General features: G+C 69.7%; 17 protein-coding genes and 1 pseudogene. 5 read left to right on the top strand and 13 right to left on the bottom strand.

The window, feature by feature from the left end:
* Positions 1-723, top strand: coding sequence for a methyltransferase domain-containing protein (locus NKJ07_RS05655; RefSeq protein WP_318569610.1), 723 nt, complete (start codon positions 1-3; stop codon positions 721-723).
* Positions 724-1267: 544 nt separating this feature from the next.
* On the opposite strand, the gene NKJ07_RS05650 is transcribed toward NKJ07_RS05655, so the two are convergent.
* The 7 genes from NKJ07_RS05650 to NKJ07_RS05620 all read right to left on the bottom strand — a co-directional run bounded on the left by NKJ07_RS05650 (position 1268) and on the right by NKJ07_RS05620 (position 6497).
* Positions 1268-3022, bottom strand: coding sequence for an alkaline phosphatase D family protein (locus NKJ07_RS05650; RefSeq protein ID WP_318569609.1), 1755 nt, complete (start codon positions 3020-3022; stop codon positions 1268-1270).
* Between the two features lie 88 nt (positions 3023-3110).
* On the bottom strand, positions 3111-3680 hold the full coding sequence (locus NKJ07_RS05645; RefSeq protein WP_318569608.1) for a DUF6517 family protein: 570 nt from the start codon (positions 3678-3680) through the stop codon (positions 3111-3113).
* Complete coding sequence (locus NKJ07_RS05640; protein ID WP_318569607.1) at positions 3677-4273, bottom strand: DUF6517 family protein; 597 nt, start codon at positions 4271-4273, stop codon at positions 3677-3679. Before NKJ07_RS05640 ends, NKJ07_RS05645 begins: the two co-directional genes overlap by 4 nt.
* Before the next feature lies 1 nt (position 4274).
* On the bottom strand, positions 4275-4601 hold the full coding sequence (locus NKJ07_RS05635; RefSeq protein WP_318569606.1) for an RPA12/RPB9/RPC11 RNA polymerase family protein: 327 nt from the start codon (positions 4599-4601) through the stop codon (positions 4275-4277).
* A gap of 27 nt (positions 4602-4628) precedes the next feature.
* The gene (locus tag NKJ07_RS05630) at positions 4629-4868 is read right to left on the bottom strand and encodes a DUF5789 family protein (RefSeq protein WP_318569605.1); all 240 of its coding nucleotides are present in this window, start codon (positions 4866-4868) and stop codon (positions 4629-4631) included.
* Positions 4869-4977: 109 nt separating this feature from the next.
* Positions 4978-6033, bottom strand: coding sequence for a PAS domain-containing sensor histidine kinase (locus NKJ07_RS05625; RefSeq protein ID WP_318569604.1), 1056 nt, complete (start codon positions 6031-6033; stop codon positions 4978-4980).
* Between the two features lie 206 nt (positions 6034-6239).
* Positions 6240-6497 (bottom strand): DUF5789 family protein, encoded by a 258-nt coding sequence (locus tag NKJ07_RS05620; RefSeq protein ID WP_318569603.1) that lies wholly within the window; start codon positions 6495-6497, stop codon positions 6240-6242.
* A 129-nt stretch (positions 6498-6626) separates the two neighbouring features.
* Between NKJ07_RS05620 and NKJ07_RS05615 the strand changes: the two are divergent.
* Positions 6627-7892 (top strand): annotated as a pseudogene (locus NKJ07_RS05615) (MFS transporter).
* A 7-nt stretch (positions 7893-7899) separates the two neighbouring features.
* Here NKJ07_RS05615 and NKJ07_RS05610 read toward each other — a convergent pair.
* Positions 7900-8679, bottom strand: coding sequence for an enoyl-CoA hydratase/isomerase family protein (locus tag NKJ07_RS05610; RefSeq protein WP_318569602.1), 780 nt, complete (start codon positions 8677-8679; stop codon positions 7900-7902).
* A 301-nt stretch (positions 8680-8980) separates the two neighbouring features.
* On the opposite strand from NKJ07_RS05610, the gene NKJ07_RS05605 reads away from it, so the two are divergent.
* Positions 8981-9520, top strand: a complete 540-nt coding sequence (locus NKJ07_RS05605) for a DUF5797 family protein (RefSeq protein ID WP_318569601.1) — start codon at positions 8981-8983, stop codon at positions 9518-9520.
* Between the two features lie 7 nt (positions 9521-9527).
* Here the strand turns inward: NKJ07_RS05605 and NKJ07_RS05600 are convergent, their stop codons facing one another.
* Both NKJ07_RS05600 and NKJ07_RS05595 read right to left on the bottom strand, forming a co-directional pair.
* Positions 9528-10499: a DUF5787 family protein gene (locus tag NKJ07_RS05600; protein WP_318569600.1), complete on the bottom strand. Its 972-nt coding sequence runs from the start codon at positions 10497-10499 to the stop codon at positions 9528-9530.
* 9 nt (positions 10500-10508) lie between these two features.
* A complete protein-coding gene (locus NKJ07_RS05595; protein WP_318569599.1) occupies positions 10509-10964 on the bottom strand; it encodes a bis(5'-nucleosyl)-tetraphosphatase in 456 nt (151 codons plus the stop codon).
* 179 nt (positions 10965-11143) lie between these two features.
* Between NKJ07_RS05595 and NKJ07_RS05590 the strand changes: the two genes are divergently transcribed.
* The gene (locus NKJ07_RS05590) at positions 11144-11476 is read left to right on the top strand and encodes an uS10/mL48 family ribosomal protein (RefSeq protein ID WP_318569598.1); all 333 of its coding nucleotides are present in this window, start codon (positions 11144-11146) and stop codon (positions 11474-11476) included.
* Positions 11477-11525: 49 nt separating this feature from the next.
* Here NKJ07_RS05590 and NKJ07_RS05585 read toward each other — a convergent pair whose 3' ends face one another.
* The 3 genes from NKJ07_RS05585 to NKJ07_RS05575 form a co-directional block, all read right to left on the bottom strand.
* Positions 11526-11786, bottom strand: a complete 261-nt coding sequence (locus NKJ07_RS05585) for a DUF7513 family protein (protein ID WP_318569597.1) — start codon at positions 11784-11786, stop codon at positions 11526-11528.
* Positions 11783-13306: a Na+/H+ antiporter NhaC family protein gene (locus NKJ07_RS05580; RefSeq protein WP_318569596.1), complete on the bottom strand. Its 1524-nt coding sequence runs from the start codon at positions 13304-13306 to the stop codon at positions 11783-11785. The genes NKJ07_RS05585 and NKJ07_RS05580 overlap by 4 nt, the downstream gene beginning before the upstream one ends.
* Positions 13307-13432: 126 nt before the next feature.
* Positions 13433-14164, bottom strand: coding sequence for a hypothetical protein (locus tag NKJ07_RS05575; RefSeq protein ID WP_318569595.1), 732 nt, complete (start codon positions 14162-14164; stop codon positions 13433-13435).
* A gap of 150 nt (positions 14165-14314) precedes the next feature.
* Here NKJ07_RS05575 and NKJ07_RS05570 point away from each other — a divergent pair, with 150 nt between their 5' ends.
* Entirely contained in the window at positions 14315-15586 is a 1272-nt protein-coding gene (locus NKJ07_RS05570) for an amidohydrolase (RefSeq protein WP_318569594.1), read from the top strand.
* Positions 15587-15742 lie beyond the last annotated feature (156 nt).

The raw sequence follows: 15742 nt of genomic DNA, 5'->3' as shown, positions 1-15742 counted from the left end.
GTGAGGCTCCTCTTCGTCAACGGCGACCGCGAGTACCTCCTCGAACCCGGCGCGGAGTTCGGGACCGATCTCGGCGTCATCGACGTGCCCGACGACGTCGCGGCTGGCGACACCGTCGAGACGCATCTCGGCGAGCGCTTCCAGGTGCGCGAGCCGCGTGGCCCCGACCTCTTCGACCACTTCGAGCGCACCGGCGCGCCGATGATGCCGCGCGACATCGGCCTCGTCGTCGGCCACACGGGTGCCTCTCGCGGCGACCGCGTCCTCGACGCCGGCACGGGCACGGGGGTCCTCGCCGCCTATCTGGGGAGAGTCGGTGCCGACGTGGTGAGCTACGAGCGCGACCCGGACTTCGCCGACGTGGCCCGCGAGAACATGACCCTCGCGGGCGTCACCGACCGGGTCGAGGTCCGAACCGGCGACCTCACTGACGACCTCAACTCGCTCGATGGGGAGTACGACCTCCTCACCCTCGACACCGAAGACGCACCGGCGGTCGTCGCGCGCGCGCCGGACCTCCTGGTTTCGGGCGGGTTCGTCGCCGTCTACTCGCCGTTCGTTGAGGGGACCCGCGCCGCCCACGAGGCCGCCCGCGAGGCGGGCCTGTCGGAGGTCCAGACGTTCGAGACGATCCAGCGCCGCATGGACTTCGGCGAGCGCGGCTCCCGGCCGTCGACCGCGGGCGTCGGCCACACCGGCTACCTCCTGTTCGGGCGGCGCTGATCGGCGAGACGGTTGCGAGTTCTCGTGATCGACATCGATCTGTCTCGGAGGGATGCCCGCGAGAGGATTGGGGATCGAGGATATGAGGATCACCGATACGGGGAACGAAGGCGCAGTAGCCGGGGCGCGACGAACGGCCTCACCCTCCCCAGCCGGGTCGCTCGCGCACGGAGGCGCGAGCAGGCCCCTCGCACGGTCGCTCAATCCCTCCGGCCGATCGCTCCTCGCGCGCCGACCGCTTTTGAACTGCGGTGCCGTGGCGCGTGCCGTCGCCGGCTCCGTCCGGCAACGCGCGCGCGAGGGATGAGGGGTGCAGCGAGCGCGCACCGCAACCGGCTGGGGAGGTCCTCACGGGTAAAACGAGTGCGGGGTCGAAGCGACCGGGCCCATTCAGTGCCGTGGTATCACCGCCCTGACGCTCGCCTCTCGTGCGGTCCGTCTCCGAGAACGATACGTAGCCCGTTACCTCAGAAACCGCTCCCACGTGCAGTCCGTCGCTGAGCATGACACGTGACGACCTCGTACTGGAATCGACACCCACCAGTTAGACCGAGTGCTCGCAAGTCACGTCCTCCAGTTCGACGCGGCCCTCGGGGACGCGGTACGCGACGACGACCTCCCGGTCGGCGTCGGGGGAGTTCACCGTCTTGTCGACGGCGTAGCCGACGTAGGTGCAGTCGTCGGGTGTGAACTCCACGACCGAGTAGCCCCAGTTGTGGCCGTCGAAGAAGTCGATGTGGGGGTTCATCAGCGGGACGAGCTTCGAGAGGAGCGGCTCGGTGAGCCGCTTTCGCCGCCCGCGCGTGAGGTGGAGCGCTTCCGCGACGTTCAGCGACGTGATCGCGGGCGTCATGAACTCGACGCCGATCCGGTCGCCCTGTGCGACCCCCTCGCCGCCGGTCACCCGGCCGGGGTAGGAGGTCTGCTGGTAGGCGGCGACGTAGCTGTGCATGTCGCCGGTGAGCGTGACGAAGTTGTCGACGCCCGCCTCGGCCACCGCTTCGGTGATGCGCATTCGCTCGCGGGTGTAGCCGTCCCAGCCGCCCTGCACCGGGTAGAGCGAGAGCGGGCCGGAGCCGATCCGCAGGGGGACCGTCAGCACCTCGTCGGCCCAGACGGTCCACGTCGCCTCCGACGTCGTGATCGTCTCGACAAGCCACGCGCGCTGTTCGTCGCCGAGCATCGTCCGCCCGGGCGGTTCGTACTGCGGGCCGACGTTGTCGACCGTCGGGATGGCCTCGCGCGGCGGATCACGGAACAGCCGCTCGTCGGTCATCACGAGCGTCACGAGGTCGCCGAACTCGAACGAGCGCCAGAGCCGGAACCGCTCCTGGAGGGAGTCGCCCCCGGGGTCGTACTCGACCCGCGCCGGCATGAACTCCCACCAGGCGTGCATCGCGTCGGCGATCAGTTCGGTCATGAACTGGGGATCGTCGCCGCGCGGATGGTCGCCGGCGGGGGCGTTCGTGACGCGGTCCCAGTAGACGTCGTTGACCATCTCGTGGTCGTCCCAGCCGGCGATGAGCGTGTGTGACTCCATCGCCTCCTGGAGGAACCGGTCGCTCCGGTAGGTGCGGTACAGATACCGGTAGTCGTCGAGGTTCCACACCCGGCCGTTCCCGCTCGGGAGCGACTTCTCGCGGTCGGGGTAGTCGTACGAGCCGAATCCCTTGAAGTCGCCGCCGTCGGACTCGTAGACGAAGTCGCCGACGTGGACGAGAAAGTCGACCTCGGCCTCGGCGACGTAGTGGTAGGCGGGGTAGTAGCCGTTCGAGTAGTTCTGACACGCCAACAGTGCGATCCGGAGCGACTCGGGCGAGGAGTCGGGGTGCGGGAGCGTCCGGCACCGTCCGGTCCGGGAGGCGACGCCCCGGTAGACGAACCGGTACCAGTACTCGCGGTCGGGATCGAGGCGGCCGTCGAGGTCGACCTTGACCGTGTAGTCGTGCGCCCGGACGCGCTCGGCGTCGGTCACGACGCCCTCGTAGACGACGTCGGTCAGTTCGGCGTCTCGGGCGACCTGCACGCCGAGCGATTCGTCGGGGGCGAAGGCGTCGGGAGCGATCCGCGTCCACAGGATGACGCCCTCGGGGGTCGGCCCCCCGCTTCCGACCGACTGCGGGAACGTCTCGTCGGGGTCGGCCGTGGGGTCGTCGTCGAAGACGCCCGCGTCGGCCGGCGCCTCGGGATCGGTCGCGACCGCGAGGTCGTGCGAGTCGAGTTCCGAGAGGAGTTCCGAGTGATCGCCCGGCACGCGTGCCGGTTCGTCCCGCCCGCCGATGCCGCCGTCGTCTCCCATCGCCGACCGTTCGACCCGGCAGGACTTGCCCGTTACGGCTCTCCGACCCCGCCGTCACCACGCTCACCGGGAGCGACGCGGTGTGTGGTCAGCGGACGCTCCGCAGGATGGAAAAGAGGTCGTTCCTGAACCGGTTCGGTTCGAGCACCTCGCTCAGGTCGCCCTCGAGGACGTGCGTCGGGTAGGCCCCCCCGGCGACGAAGTATTCGCCGTCCGCCCCGGGCCAGACAGCGACCCAGCCGTCGACGGCGAGGGTCGTCCCCTCGATCGTACAGGTCGCGTCGTAGCCGACGAGCGGGGCGTCGGTCCCGTCGACGCGGAACCGTCGCGTCTCGCACGCGTCGACGTCGGCCATCCCCCGCGCTTCGAGGCGGTCGGCGAACCCCGCCTTCGCGCGCGACGTGACGAGCTTCGTCAGCGGCTTGGACGGCGTCGCCGACGGACGGAGCCGGAGTCGACTGGCGAAGACGAACCGGTGAAAAGCCGCGTCGGTCTCCCGTTCGACCCGCTCGCGGAGGCGCTCGTCCTCGTAGACGACCGTCGTCGCCGTGACGGTCACCTTGCTCACCGAGAAGACGCGTTCGGTCGTCGTCTCCAGTTCGACCCAGCCGTCGGGCACCTCCACCGACGGGGGCCGCGGGTCGTCCTCGGCGCTCATCGGGTCCCCCGGACGAGGTCGATCAGTTCGTTCCGGAACTCGTTCGGGTCGGTCTCCGGCGCGCCGTTGAGCGTGCTCGCGAGCGACTGCTCGGGGTACCACCCGCCCGCGAGGCGGAAGTCGCCGTCGTGGGTCCACACCCCGAGCAGGCCTGCAATCGGGACGTCGAGCGGGCCGCCGTCCTCTTCGAGTCGGTACCGACCCCGGTAGCGAGTCAGCGAGACCCGGTCGCCCGTCTCGGTCCGGGCCCGCTCGGTTCGCCCGCGCTCGATCGCCCCGACGCCGCGCTCGCGGAGGTCCTCGACGAACGCGTCGCGCGACTCCGACCGCACCGAGCCGTACACCGAGGCCGTCCCCGTCAGCGGCGGGAGCGGCGGCTCGAAGCCGAGCCGGGTCGCGAAGAAGAAGCGCCAGGTGTGGTCGATGCCGGTCGCCTCGCGCACTCGCTCGCGGAGGGCGTCGTCGTGGTAGACGAGCGTGTGCGCCAGCACCCGCATCGTCGGCAGCTCGAAGCGGACCTCCTCGCGGTCGGCCGCGAGCGTCCACCCCCGCCCGTCGAGCGCAGGGAGCGTCGGAGCGGGGGGGCGGGCCATCTCAGTGGTCGTCCTCCCGCCACTTCTGGCCGCACTCGGTACACGTGAAAAAGCGCGTCTCGCTCTCGTCGGCCGACCGGATCTGCTTCATCTCGTAGCGGGCGCGGTCGTTGTCACAGTCGGGGTTCGGGCAGTTGACCCGGGTCGTCGGACCGATCTCGGCGTCGTCGACGTCCGACATGTCGACCGCACTGCTGTGTTCTTGACCCTGGGTCGTCGTCATCGTGGCCTCGGTCGCCTCGTTCCGCAGCTTCTCGTGTCCGTTCGGACAGACCCACTTGTCCCCCTCGGTCTTCATCATCGAGCCACATTCGTCACAGAACTCCATAGTATGGGATTCACTTGGTTGGCGCACTTAAGCTCCTCGGAGTTCGGAACCGGCCTCGACAGACGCCACGAGTTCGTCGTACAGGTCGTCCGGGCCGGTGAACGAATCGCAGGCTAACTCCGAGATGACGACGCCGAGGTTCGTCTCCCCGTCGTCGGTCTCGACCGTCACGTCGGCGAAGGCCGCAGCCGCATCGGCCCGCAACAGGGGGTACTGCTGTCGCTCGCAGCGTGCCCTGAGGTCGGTCGAGCCGAGCGTGTCGTCCATACGCGGCCCACGGCGGCGACCGACTTGGCTCTATGGACCTCTCGGCGCAGTGATACGCAGACGACCGTTCCAGAGGCCGCCCCCTGGGCCACACGCCGCGCGCGACGCGTCACACGTCACGCGCGACGCCGGCGATCTCGAATCGCGCCCCGCCGCTGTCGCCCCGTGTCACGGCGACCGTCCAGCCGTGTGCCTCGGCGACCGACTCGACGATCGAGAGCCCGAATCCCGTCCCCGTCTCGTGCGTCGAGTAGCCGTTCTCGAAGATGCGGTCGCGGTCCGCGGGAACGATACCCGGACCGTCGTCCTCGACGTAGAACCCGTCGTCGAGGTCGCCGACCGTCACGGCCACCGCCACGTCGCCGTTCGCACCGTCGTCCTCGTGAGTCTGCGAACGAGGGTCCGTGGAACCGTGTTCCACGGCGTTCCGAAACAAGTTCTCGAACAGCCGCTGGAGCCGGGGGCGGTCGGCGAGGATCGTGGCCTCGGTCCTCGTGGCGAGAGTCGCCCCGTCGGTTCGGACGTTCTTCCAGCTGGCTTCGACGAGCGCGGCGAGATCGACCGGATCCACTTCGACCGTCGAACCGGCCTCCCGCGCCAGCGTCAGGAGATCCTCGATCAGCGTCGCCATCCGGTCGTGCGCCTGTGCGACGTGGTGGAGGTGATCGCTGTCGCACTCCTGGCGGGCCAACGCCAGCCGGCCGTCGGCCACCCCGAGTGGGTTCCGGAGGTCGTGGCTGACGATGCCCGAGAACGCCTCCAGCCGCTCGTTGGTCCGCCGGAGTTCCCGCTCGCGCTCCTTCCGTTCGGTCACCTCCCAGGAGAAGCCTTCGAGGAAGCGCTCGTCGCCGCAGTCGGTCAGCGTCAGCGTCGTCGACACCCAGATCCGCTCGCCGGAGAGCGCGGTGAGTCGGATCTCTTCGTCGGAGACCGTCCCCTCCCGTTCGAGCTTCCCGAGCAGCCGACGGCGACTGTCGGCGTCGTGGTAAAATTCGCTCGCGTCCCGTCCCACCAGTCGCTCCGCCGAGTCGGCGCGCAGCAGCGAGACGAACGCCGGGTTGACGTCGACGAGTGTCCCGTCGAACCGGCTGCGGAAGACGCCGACCGGCAGGCGCTCGACGAGTCGCGCGTACTGTTCGGTCGTTCGCCCGTCGTCGTCGGTCATCGGACCGGCCGGGCCGTCCGAGACGCCGGCGTCCTCGACAGCGTCGTGTTCGTGCGCTCCTCACGGGCCGCGGTCGTGGTGTCGTTGGACCCCCCGATCCGTCGCGTCCTCACCATCGGCCTACGTCGTTCGCCACGGTTCAAAAGTCTGACCAACCCGGCGGGTCGGACGACCGACTCCCAACGCAGACCCGTGGCGGCAGTCGATCAGGCGTCGCCGTCGGACTGGCCCGGTTCGCCGACGGCCTCGATCGGGAGCACCGTCTGGAGTTCGACGAAGAGGTCTTCGGCCGACGCGAACGACCGGGTGTGCGTCCGCTCGATGAGCGACCCGAGGTTCGTCTCGCCGTCGGCCATCAACAGCGTCGAGTCGTCGAACGCGTCGGCCGCCGCCTCGCGGTCGATCGGGTAGTCGAGCGTCTCGAACTCCTCGATGACAGTGTTGAGTTTGAGTTCCGATTCCATGCACACTATTAATCGTGATCGTACTTAGCCTCGCCGGTCGTGTCAACGAAACTCATAGCATCGACCACGGTCGGTCCACGTCCGGACGACCCGGAATCGTCTTTCCGCCGGGGCCACACCTGGGGGTAGATGGTTCTCGGAACCGACCGCCGCATCCTCGCACTCGGTGTCGCCCGGATGGCCGACGCGCTCGGCAACTCCTTTCTCATCGTCGTTCTCCCGTTGTTCGTCGCCAGCGGTCGGGTCTCGCTGGCCGGCATCGCCGGCGTTCGCCTCACGGCCGGCCCCGTCTCGTTCCTGGTGACCGAGTCGCTCCTCATCGGCGTCGTGCTCTCGCTGTTCGGCTTCCTGAACTCCTTCTCACAGCCATTTACCGGGCGGCTCTCTGACCGGACCGGCCGCCGCCGCGTCTACATCCTCTTCGGCCTCGGACTCCTCGCGGTCGCCAGCGCCGCCTACCTCGTCGTCACCTCGTACTGGATGGTGCTCGTCCTGCGCGCGCTCCAGGGGCTCGCGGCCGGCTTTACCATTCCGTCGACCGTCGCGCTCGTGAACGAGGTCGCAACGTCGGAGGACCGCGGCGGCAACTTCGGCGTGTTCAACACGCTCCGGCTGGTCGGCTTCGGCTTCGGCCCCATCGTCGCCGGGGTGGTCATCGAGACGGTCAGCGTCGACGCCGCGTTCGCCGTCGCCGTCGTTGGCGCGCTGCTGTCGTTCCTCCTGGTGGTGATCCTCGTCGAGGATCCCGACCGGACCGAGACGCGCGCGGCCGACGACCTCTCGGTCGCCGTTCGCGGGACCGACTCCCTGTTCGACCCCGTCTTCGCGCTCGGACTCGGCACGTTCTGCATGGCCATCGGCATCGCGCTGTTCGCGACGCTCGAGGGACAGATCAACGAGCGGTTCTCGCAGGGGACCTTTCTCTTCGGTGTCCAGTTCGGCGCGGTCGTCATCGCCAACGTGGCCTTTCAGATCCCGGTGTGCCGCGCCTCCGACCGCTACGGCCGCCGCCCGTTCCTCCTCGCCGGCTTCGTCCTGCTCGTCCCGTCGGTGCTCGTCTAGGGGTTCGTCACCGACTCGCTGTCGATGGTGGTGGCACGGTTCGTCCAGGGGGCGGCGGTGGCGATGGTGTTCGCCCCGTCGCTCGCGCTGGCCGGCGATCTCGCGGGCGAAGGGGAGTCCGGCACCACGCTGTCCGTCCTGACGATGGCGTTCGGCCTCGGCGTCGCCGTCGGCCCGCTCGTCTCGGGCTTCCTCGAACGGTTCGGCTTCGCCGTCCCGTTCGCCTTCGGCGCGGCGCTGGCAGTCGTGGCGCTCGTCGTCACCTACAGCCAGGTCGACGAGACCGTCGGCGACGCGCGAGGCCTGGGCCGCCCCTCCCCGCAGGACGACTGAGTCCGCCCTACTCGAACTCCGGATCGCGCTTCTCGACGAACGCCTCCATCCCCTCGCGCTGGTCCGGGGTTCCAAACAGCCCCGACCAGGCGCGGCGCTCGAAGTCGAGGCCGACGTCGCGGGGGGCCTCGTGGGCCGTGTTCAGCGCCTCCTTCGCCGCCCGGATCGCGAACTTCGGCTTCGCGGCGAGTTCCGTGGCCATCTCGGCGACGTGATCGTTGAGCTGGTCGTGGGCGACGACCTCGCCGACGAGCCCGTGTTCGTACGCGTCGCCGGCGTCGATCCGCTCGCCGAAGAAGATCAGCCGGCGGGCGACCTCGTCGCCGACGAGTGCCGGGAGGCGCTGGGTGCCGCCCCAGCCGGGGATGATCCCGAGGTCGATCTCGGTCTGGCCGAGCACCGCGCGCTCCGAGGCCACCCGCAGGTCACAGGCAAGCGCGAGTTCACAGCCGCCGCCGAAAGCGTAGCCGTTGACGGCGGCGATGGTGACGCCGGGGAACCGTTCGAGTCGGCGGCAGATCGTGTGGCCCTGTTCGGCGTACGCCTCGGCTTCCTCGGTCGAGAGCGACTGCATGTAGCCGATGTCCGCCCCCGCGACGAACGCCTTGTCGCCCGCGCCCGTGAGCACGAGCACGCGAACGTCGGCCTCCTCGGCGGCGTCGAGCGCCGCTTCGAGGGCGTCCATCGTCTCCGTGTTGAGGGCGTTGAGGCTGTCGGGGCGGTCAACGGTGAGCGTCGCCACGTCATCGTCGACGTCGAGCGAGACTGTCTCCCAGTCGGTGTCCATGGGCGGGGCCACGTCGGCCGCCGGTATAATCGTTGGCTCCGCGGCCGTCCGCACGCCGCCCCGACCGCCCGCTCACGCGTGCTCCGTCGCCTCCTCCGGGATCGCGTCGACTCGTCGCATGAGGCCGACCGTCTCCATCTGATGCCACATCTCGACGACGCGGCCGTCCTCGATCGTCGTGGGCGGCGCCCGAACCGTGGACGGCGAAAAATATCATCTCGTTCATAATTGTCGGGTCGGAGAACCACGGACACGTCTAGAACAGAACATCCATGTACGACGCCGCCGCACCGAACGACAGATGACGCTCTCCGAGGAGGCCACGGAACGGCTGGCCGACATCGTCCGCCTCCAGCCCACGAAGAACAAGGAACTCCAGGAGCGGTGGGGCCTCGACAGCGGGAGCGAGGTCCACCAGTACCTCGAGAACGAACTCAAGGAGTACTACTACCGCGACGACAACAGCCTCATCCGGGCGACCGCCGAGGCCGCGGATCTCGTCGACGTCGACCCCGGCGTCGAGGCCGGCGACGACTCGGGCGTCCCCTCGGTGATCCGCGTGCCGGAGCTCGAAGCGCGCGTGTTCGACACCGTCGCCGGTCCGGACGACGAGTCGATGAGCGTCGTGAGCGTGCTCCACGCGCTCCGACGGACGACGACGCTCGACCCGCCCGTCGAGGCGGTGCGGCAGGCACTCCAGAGCCTACGCCGAAAGGGGGTCGTCGAGATCGAGTACCGGGCCGTCCCGACGTTCCGCCGGGCGGTGGCGGCCGACGCGGTCACTGTCGAAGCCGTCGACGACGAGCCGGCGACGGACGACCGCGAGACGGCCGACGACTGACCCGCCGTCACTCCCGGCGACGGTCCCACGCGCGAACCCGGTCGCGCCGACGATCGAGCAGGAGCCGGACGCCCTTGCCGGGGCCGCCTTCGATGGGCCAGCCGCGCGTCCGCCAGCCGGGCGGCTCCGGCTCGAACGACGGGCACGACCCCGAACACTCCGCGCCGGTCTGACACCGCCCTTTCGCCGCGCAGAAGGGGACGAACGTCTCGCCCACCTCGCGGAGTTCGAACCCCCGGCAGTCCGGCCGCATCGCGTCGGCGTACGACCGCCAGCCGCGGCCGTAGGCCCGCTCGGCGATGACTCGCCGGCGGTCGTGGTCGGCGGGCGACAGCGTCGAGGGGTGCCAGAGCACCTCGGCGGCTCCGTCGAGCGGGTCGACCGCGAGGACGCCGGCCTCGACGGGGAACTCCTCTAAGAGGACGGGCGGGACGGGGTCGTCGGTCGCCCGCGTGGCGACCCACACCTCGTCTAAGAGGCCGCAGTCGACGTCGTACCGGATCTGTGACGCGAGCGCGCGGGCCGCGCTCGCGTCGAGGTCGGGCTTGTTTTCGACGGCGACGATTCGGGAGATCCAGTCGGGGTACGGCGCGACCCGGCGCAGTTCGATCCGGTTGCCCCGGCGTCGCGTCTCGACGGCGTCGCGGGCCGCGGCGCGGTGGACCGCCTCGCGGACGTAGCGCCAGGGGTAGCCGGGGTGGGGCAGGGCGTCGCGGTACCACGCCCACTCCGCGGGCGCGTGTCGGACGACGTGCAGTAAGTCCGAGTCGAGCTCCGCGGGCCCGAACCGGTCGCGGACGGCGACCGCGTCGCGGTCACACTCGACGACGAGGGTGTCCCAGCGGCGGTCGCGCGTGCCGACCTGGCGGCCCACGAGGACGGCGCGGTCGCTCCGTCGGTGCGGCGGCCACTCGCGTTCGGCCCACCGGCAGGTGACGAGCTCGAAGGTGAACTCCGAGTCGACGGCGGGGCCCGTCACGCGCGCTCGCTACGCGAGGTAGGTCCGTCCCTCCTCGGTGGTGTCCGCGAGTTCGTCCAGATACGCGTGTGCGCGTTCGAGGATCTCGCGGGGGCCGTCCTGGGTGATGGTGTTGATCGCCTGCTCGTAGTCGCGCCACTGCAGGTCGCGGTGCTCGCGGGAGAGCTCAGCGCTCGCCTCGAACGACCGCGCGATGAACAGGTGGACCGTCTTGTGGATGGTCGTCCCGTTCGCCTCGAACACGTAGCTGTAGTCCTCGCGGAAGCCGTCGATGAGGCGGAAATCCTCCACCCCGGCTTCCTCGGTCACCTCTCTGATCGCCGTCTGCTGGAGCTCCTCGTCCCCTTCGACCCCGCCTTTGGGGAACTCCCAGTCCCCCGGTCGGCTCTTCAGGAGCAAATACTCCCTGTGGCCACGGGTGTCGCGGAAGAGGATCGCTCCAGCGCTGACCGCTTCCACTGCCATTACCTCTGATAACCATACCAACGTTTAAGAGGGTGTCGGAGGGCAGCCCCGTCGATTCGCCCGTCGATCTCCGCGACGACGGCCCCGATAGACGACGCCACGGGACGGGCCGAGATAAGCCGGGACCCTCAGGACCCGTCTAGGTGCGTTTTTGAACCCGGCGGACCCAGGGAAGGACAATGACCTACGTCACGAAACTCTCGCTCCAGAGCGGTGACCGTGTCGCACTCGAAGAGACCGTCTCCGAGATCAAGACGCTCATCGAGCGCAAAGGTGCCGAGTGTCGGGGACCGTTCAACGACCCACCCGAGCACCTCACCGTGCCGCGGTACCGTAGCCTCGCGCCCGGCGACCGGTTCGAGTCGTGGAACTACTCGGTGTACGCCCGACGCCTCGAGATCCACGGCAACGATCACATCGCCCGGCAGGTGGGCCACATGGAGTTCCCCGACAGCCTCCACGTGGAGATCGAGGTCGAACACCGCAAACCCGCGGGCCACCGTCGGTCCTGACCGGCGCGCGGGCGACCCCGTCTGACGGGACGAGCACCCGACCCTCCGGTCAGTCCGCGTCGACGACCGAGCGGAGTTCCGCCCGCCCCTCGTGGGCCTGGGTGTCGAACGACTCGACGCGGAGGCGGACCCGGCGATCGACGAGCGACTCGTTGCCGCCCTCGAGTCGGAGCACCGAGTCGCCGATCCGGACCAGCGCGTCCGTCCCGTCCGTTCCGGTGACGTAGGCCGTGAACTCCTCGCCCGCCTCGAACGCGGGCGTCGAGGTCCGAAAGGTCAGTCCCGCCAGCACCGTCTCCAGCAGGCTCATACGCGGCTCACCTCCCCCGACCGGCGGTCCGAGACGTACTCGCGGCCGTAGCCCGTCCACGCCGCGAGGAGGAACACCGCGACGAGGAACCAGCCGTGAAAGACGAACGGCCACACCGCGGCGGGGTTGACGAGCATCGATTGGGTGAACCACTCGTACTCCGCGGGGAGCCGTTGCATCGCGGTGAACCCGGCGAGGACGCCGCCGCCCCACGGGAAGATGTACCCCAGCGCAGAGGTGTTGGCGTCGAGGATGTTCGCCCGGCGGTAGCCGTTGATGTTGAACCGCGTGCCGAGGCGGGCGACGTACGGCGCGACGGCGATCTCCGCGGCGGTGTTGATCGTGATGGCGGCGTTGACCGTGGCGGTGCCGAGCACCATCGTCGTCTCCGCTCGCCTGACGTTCGTCGCCACCCGGTCGAGCAGGAACGACTGGACGGCGTCGAAGCCGCCGCCGCGCTGCATCACCTCCGCGCCGGCGACGATCAGGAGCACGAGCACGATGAGGGGGAAGAAGTCCGCCGCACCCGTGTACAGCGCGCCGCCGACGCCCGTCTCCGCGGTCGGGACGAGTTCGACGACACCCCCGACCACCGGCGTGGCGTCGATCGCCTGTACGACGCCCGACGACTCGGGCGCGCGGAAGACGAGCATCCGCGACGCCGGTGCCAGCCCAAGCAGGAGGTTGAGTGCGACGGCGACGACGAGTCCCCACGACACCGCCTCGACGATGTGTCGCCCGCTGACCGCCGTGCCGATGACGACGGCGATGGAGACGAGGTGGACGAGACCGAGCGGCCGGGCCGTCTCGGCGATCCCCGCGGCCCCCGCGAGCGGCACGGCCGACATCGCGCTCCCCGCGACGAGGTAGCCGCCGAGGGCGAAGACGGCCGCGACGACCGCGTACTTGAACCGCGAGGCGACGACGCCCCCGATGTCGGCGTCCTGGGTGACCGCCGAGACGATGGTCGTGTCCGAGACGGGCGCGAGGTTGTCGCCGAACACGGCTCCCGAGAGGATGGCCCCGAACAGCAGGACGGGCGATGCCCCGAGCAGGACGCCCGCGGGGAAGACGAGCGCGGTGAACGCGATTGCGGTCCCGTAGCCCGTCCCGATACCCGTCGCCAAGAGCGCCGCCAGCAGGAACGTGGCGGCGGGGAACAGCGCCGCGCCCACGTCGAGCGCGACGGCGGCCCACACGAGGCCGTCGACGAAGCCGCCCGTCTGGATCGTCGCCGCGAACATCCCGGCCCAGAGCCACGCGACGATGGCCGTCGCGGCCACCCGTTTCGTCATGCCGTCGAACACCACGTCGGCGTACGTCTTCCACTCGCCGCGGACGAGGAACAGCCCCACGATCAGCCCGAGGAGCATCCCCACGACGAGCCCCGTGGTGTCGCCGATCCCCAGCACGCCGCTTTGGACGACCGCCCAGACGACGAAGAACACGACGGGGACCGCGCTCACCGCCGGACCACCGCGGAATCGTAATCGCGTCGCTTCTTCGGGTTCGGAACTCATCTATGCCTATCGAGGTGAGGTGGCTGATAAAATCGTACGGATTGCCGCTTCTGTGACTCGTGTTGACGTGCTTCGTTCGCCTGTGCGGGTGAACCCCGCTGGACGTCCGTTCCTCCCGCCCGAATCTTACGCTTCGGTCTCTTCGTCCTCCGCGTGTTCTTCCTCTCGCCCGTCCGCCGCGTCCTTTTCCTCCCCGTCGCCTTCCGCGTCTTCGTCCCCGTCGCCTTCACCTGTCTCCGCTCCGCTCGCGTCGTCTCCTTCCGACGGCTCTATCTCCTCTCCACCCGGTTCGCCCTCTCGTTCGCGCGCTGCCTCGGCTTCACCCTCCTCGGGCACTTCCGAGGCAACCGCTCGCTCGGCGGCGTTGACCCACCGTCGACCCCGCCCCGGTGCAACGGACGCGGCCTCGGCGACGGCGACGGGGTCAGACACCGCGAGGTCCGCGAGCGTCTCGTATCCGGCCGCCTGCAACCGTTCGGCGTAGGTCGACCCGAGGCCGCCGAGTCGACACAGTTCGCTCTCCTCCGCTGAGGCGTCCGCGGCCGGTTCGGGACGGAGCTCGACGGCGTCCGCGTCTCCATCTCTGCCCTCGCTCACGGCCACGGTTCCGTCTCCGCCCAGTTCCGCGGCGGGTTCTGTAGCGCTCGCCGGCGGACCGACGACCAGATCGTCGCCGGTCGCGTTCTCGACGCGTTCCTCGTGGTCGTCGGCCGACCCGGCGGCCTCCCGTTCCGTCTCGACCGGTGTGGCTTCGCCGCCGACCGTCAGTTCGAGGTCGTCCGGGACGACGTATCGCAGTTGGTGGTTCGGGACGAACCCGATGACCTTCTTCCGTTTCTCGTCCTTCGTGAGCAACACCCCCGAATCGATGGCCTTGAAATTCCGGCAGGACAGTTCTGACCCGTCTGTGAGGATGACTCGTATACACGTATCTCGTCAGCGACGCACAAGAAGCCGCCCACGCTCGTACGCCGGAACCTCTTAGACGGGTGGGTGTTTCCACCCGGTATGAGCAGTATCGAGGATCTCCGAACCCTCCGTCGTGACCTCCACCGTCACCCCGAGCCGGCCTGGCGGGAGTTTTACACCACCGCTCGCATCGTCGACGAACTCGAAACGCGCCCGCTCGACGCGCTCTACGTCGGCCCCGAGGTGCTCGGCGAGGAGCGCCGCGCGGTTCCCGACGACGCCGACCTCAAGGCGTGGCTGGCGCGGGCCCGCGAGGCAGGTGCCCGCGAGGACGTCCTCGACCGACTCACGGGCGGCTACACCGGTGCCGTCGCCGTGCTCGAACGCGGTGAGGGGCCCACGATCGCCCTCCGCGTCGACATCGACGCCCTCCCGATCCGCGAGGCGGAGGGGGACGACCATCACCCGGCCCGGGCAGGCTTCCGCTCGGAGAACGAGGGGTTCATGCACGCCTGCGGCCACGACGCCCACGCGACGATCGGCATCGGCGTCCTCGACGCGCTCGTGGAGAGCGACTTCGAGGGCACGCTCAAGATCGTGTTCCAGCCGAGCGAGGAGGTCATCGCGGGCGGCGAACCCGTCGTCGCCGGCGGCCACCTCGACGACGTCGACTACCTCCTCGCGGTGCACGTCGGCCTGGATCACCCCACCGGGGAGGTCGTGGCGGGCGTCGACGGCTTCCTCGCGGTGAACCACCTCTCGGTCGCCTTCCACGGAGAGTCCTCCCACGCGGGGGCCCGTCCCGAGGGCGGGCGGAACGCGAACCTCGCGCTCGCCGCGGCGGTCCAGAACCTCCACGCCATCCCCCGGCACGCCGACGGCGCGACCCGGGTGAACGCCGGCGTGATCTCGGGCGGCACGGCGTCGAACATCGTCGCCGAGGAGGCCGAACTCGAAGCGGAGGTGCGCGGCGAGACCACCGAACTGATGGAGTACATGCTCGCCCACGGCGAGCGGGTCGTCCGCGCAGCGGGGCAGATGCACGACTGTTCGGTCGACGTCGAGAGCGTCGCCAGCGCCCCGTCGGCGACGAGCGACCCCGAACTCGCCGACGTCGTCGGCGCGGTCGCGTCGAGCGTCGACGGCGTCGACTCGATCCTCCCGGCGGACGACCTCGGCGGGAGCGAGGACGCGACGTTCCTCATGCGCCACGTCCAAGAGCGCGGCGGTAAGGCCGCGTACGTCGGCATCGGCACCGACCACCCGACCGGTCACCACACCTCGCGGTTCGACGTGGACGAGGAGTCGATCCGGATCGGGATCGAGACGCTCGCGGGGGCGATCACGAGGATCGCCGCCCAGCGACCGTAGCGAGACGGTCGCCCGACGGTAGCGCCGCCGACGCGCGCGCGACGGTCGCCCGACGCGGGACAATCATTGACGCAGGACTGTCGCCGCCAGTGACCTGTCGCCGTTCCGGTCAGTACACGTACATTTTTGAGGGGCCTCGCCATGTTGTCACCAGAA

The sequence above is a fragment of the Salinigranum marinum genome (assembly GCF_024228675.1).
Classification (GTDB): domain Archaea; phylum Halobacteriota; class Halobacteria; order Halobacteriales; family Haloferacaceae; genus Salinigranum; species Salinigranum marinum.
Note: the sequence above shows the minus strand (reverse complement) of the source record. Positions and strands in the feature narration are given on the sequence as shown.

Excerpts from the sequence above, each read along its gene's own strand:
- NKJ07_RS05650 (WP_318569609.1), bottom strand. The coding sequence starts at position 3,022 with ATGGGAGACGACGGCGGCATCGGCGGGCGGGACGAACCGGCACGCGTG.
- NKJ07_RS05645 (WP_318569608.1), bottom strand. The coding sequence starts at position 3,680 with ATGAGCGCCGAGGACGACCCGCGGCCCCCGTCGGTGGAGGTGCCCGAC.
- NKJ07_RS05640 (WP_318569607.1), bottom strand. The coding sequence starts at position 4,273 with ATGGCCCGCCCCCCCGCTCCGACGCTCCCTGCGCTCGACGGGCGGGGG.
- NKJ07_RS05635 (WP_318569606.1), bottom strand. The coding sequence starts at position 4,601 with ATGGAGTTCTGTGACGAATGTGGCTCGATGATGAAGACCGAGGGGGAC.
- NKJ07_RS05630 (WP_318569605.1), bottom strand. The coding sequence starts at position 4,868 with ATGGACGACACGCTCGGCTCGACCGACCTCAGGGCACGCTGCGAGCGA.
- NKJ07_RS05625 (WP_318569604.1), bottom strand. The coding sequence starts at position 6,033 with ATGACCGACGACGACGGGCGAACGACCGAACAGTACGCGCGACTCGTC.
- NKJ07_RS05620 (WP_318569603.1), bottom strand. The coding sequence starts at position 6,497 with ATGGAATCGGAACTCAAACTCAACACTGTCATCGAGGAGTTCGAGACG.
- NKJ07_RS05610 (WP_318569602.1), bottom strand. The coding sequence starts at position 8,679 with ATGGACACCGACTGGGAGACAGTCTCGCTCGACGTCGACGATGACGTG.
- NKJ07_RS05605 (WP_318569601.1), top strand. The coding sequence starts at position 8,981 with ATGACGCTCTCCGAGGAGGCCACGGAACGGCTGGCCGACATCGTCCGC.
- NKJ07_RS05595 (WP_318569599.1), bottom strand. The coding sequence starts at position 10,964 with ATGGCAGTGGAAGCGGTCAGCGCTGGAGCGATCCTCTTCCGCGACACC.
- NKJ07_RS05590 (WP_318569598.1), top strand. The coding sequence starts at position 11,144 with ATGACCTACGTCACGAAACTCTCGCTCCAGAGCGGTGACCGTGTCGCA.
- NKJ07_RS05585 (WP_318569597.1), bottom strand. The coding sequence starts at position 11,786 with ATGAGCCTGCTGGAGACGGTGCTGGCGGGACTGACCTTTCGGACCTCG.
- NKJ07_RS05580 (WP_318569596.1), bottom strand. The coding sequence starts at position 13,306 with ATGAGTTCCGAACCCGAAGAAGCGACGCGATTACGATTCCGCGGTGGT.
- NKJ07_RS05570 (WP_318569594.1), top strand. The coding sequence starts at position 14,315 with ATGAGCAGTATCGAGGATCTCCGAACCCTCCGTCGTGACCTCCACCGT.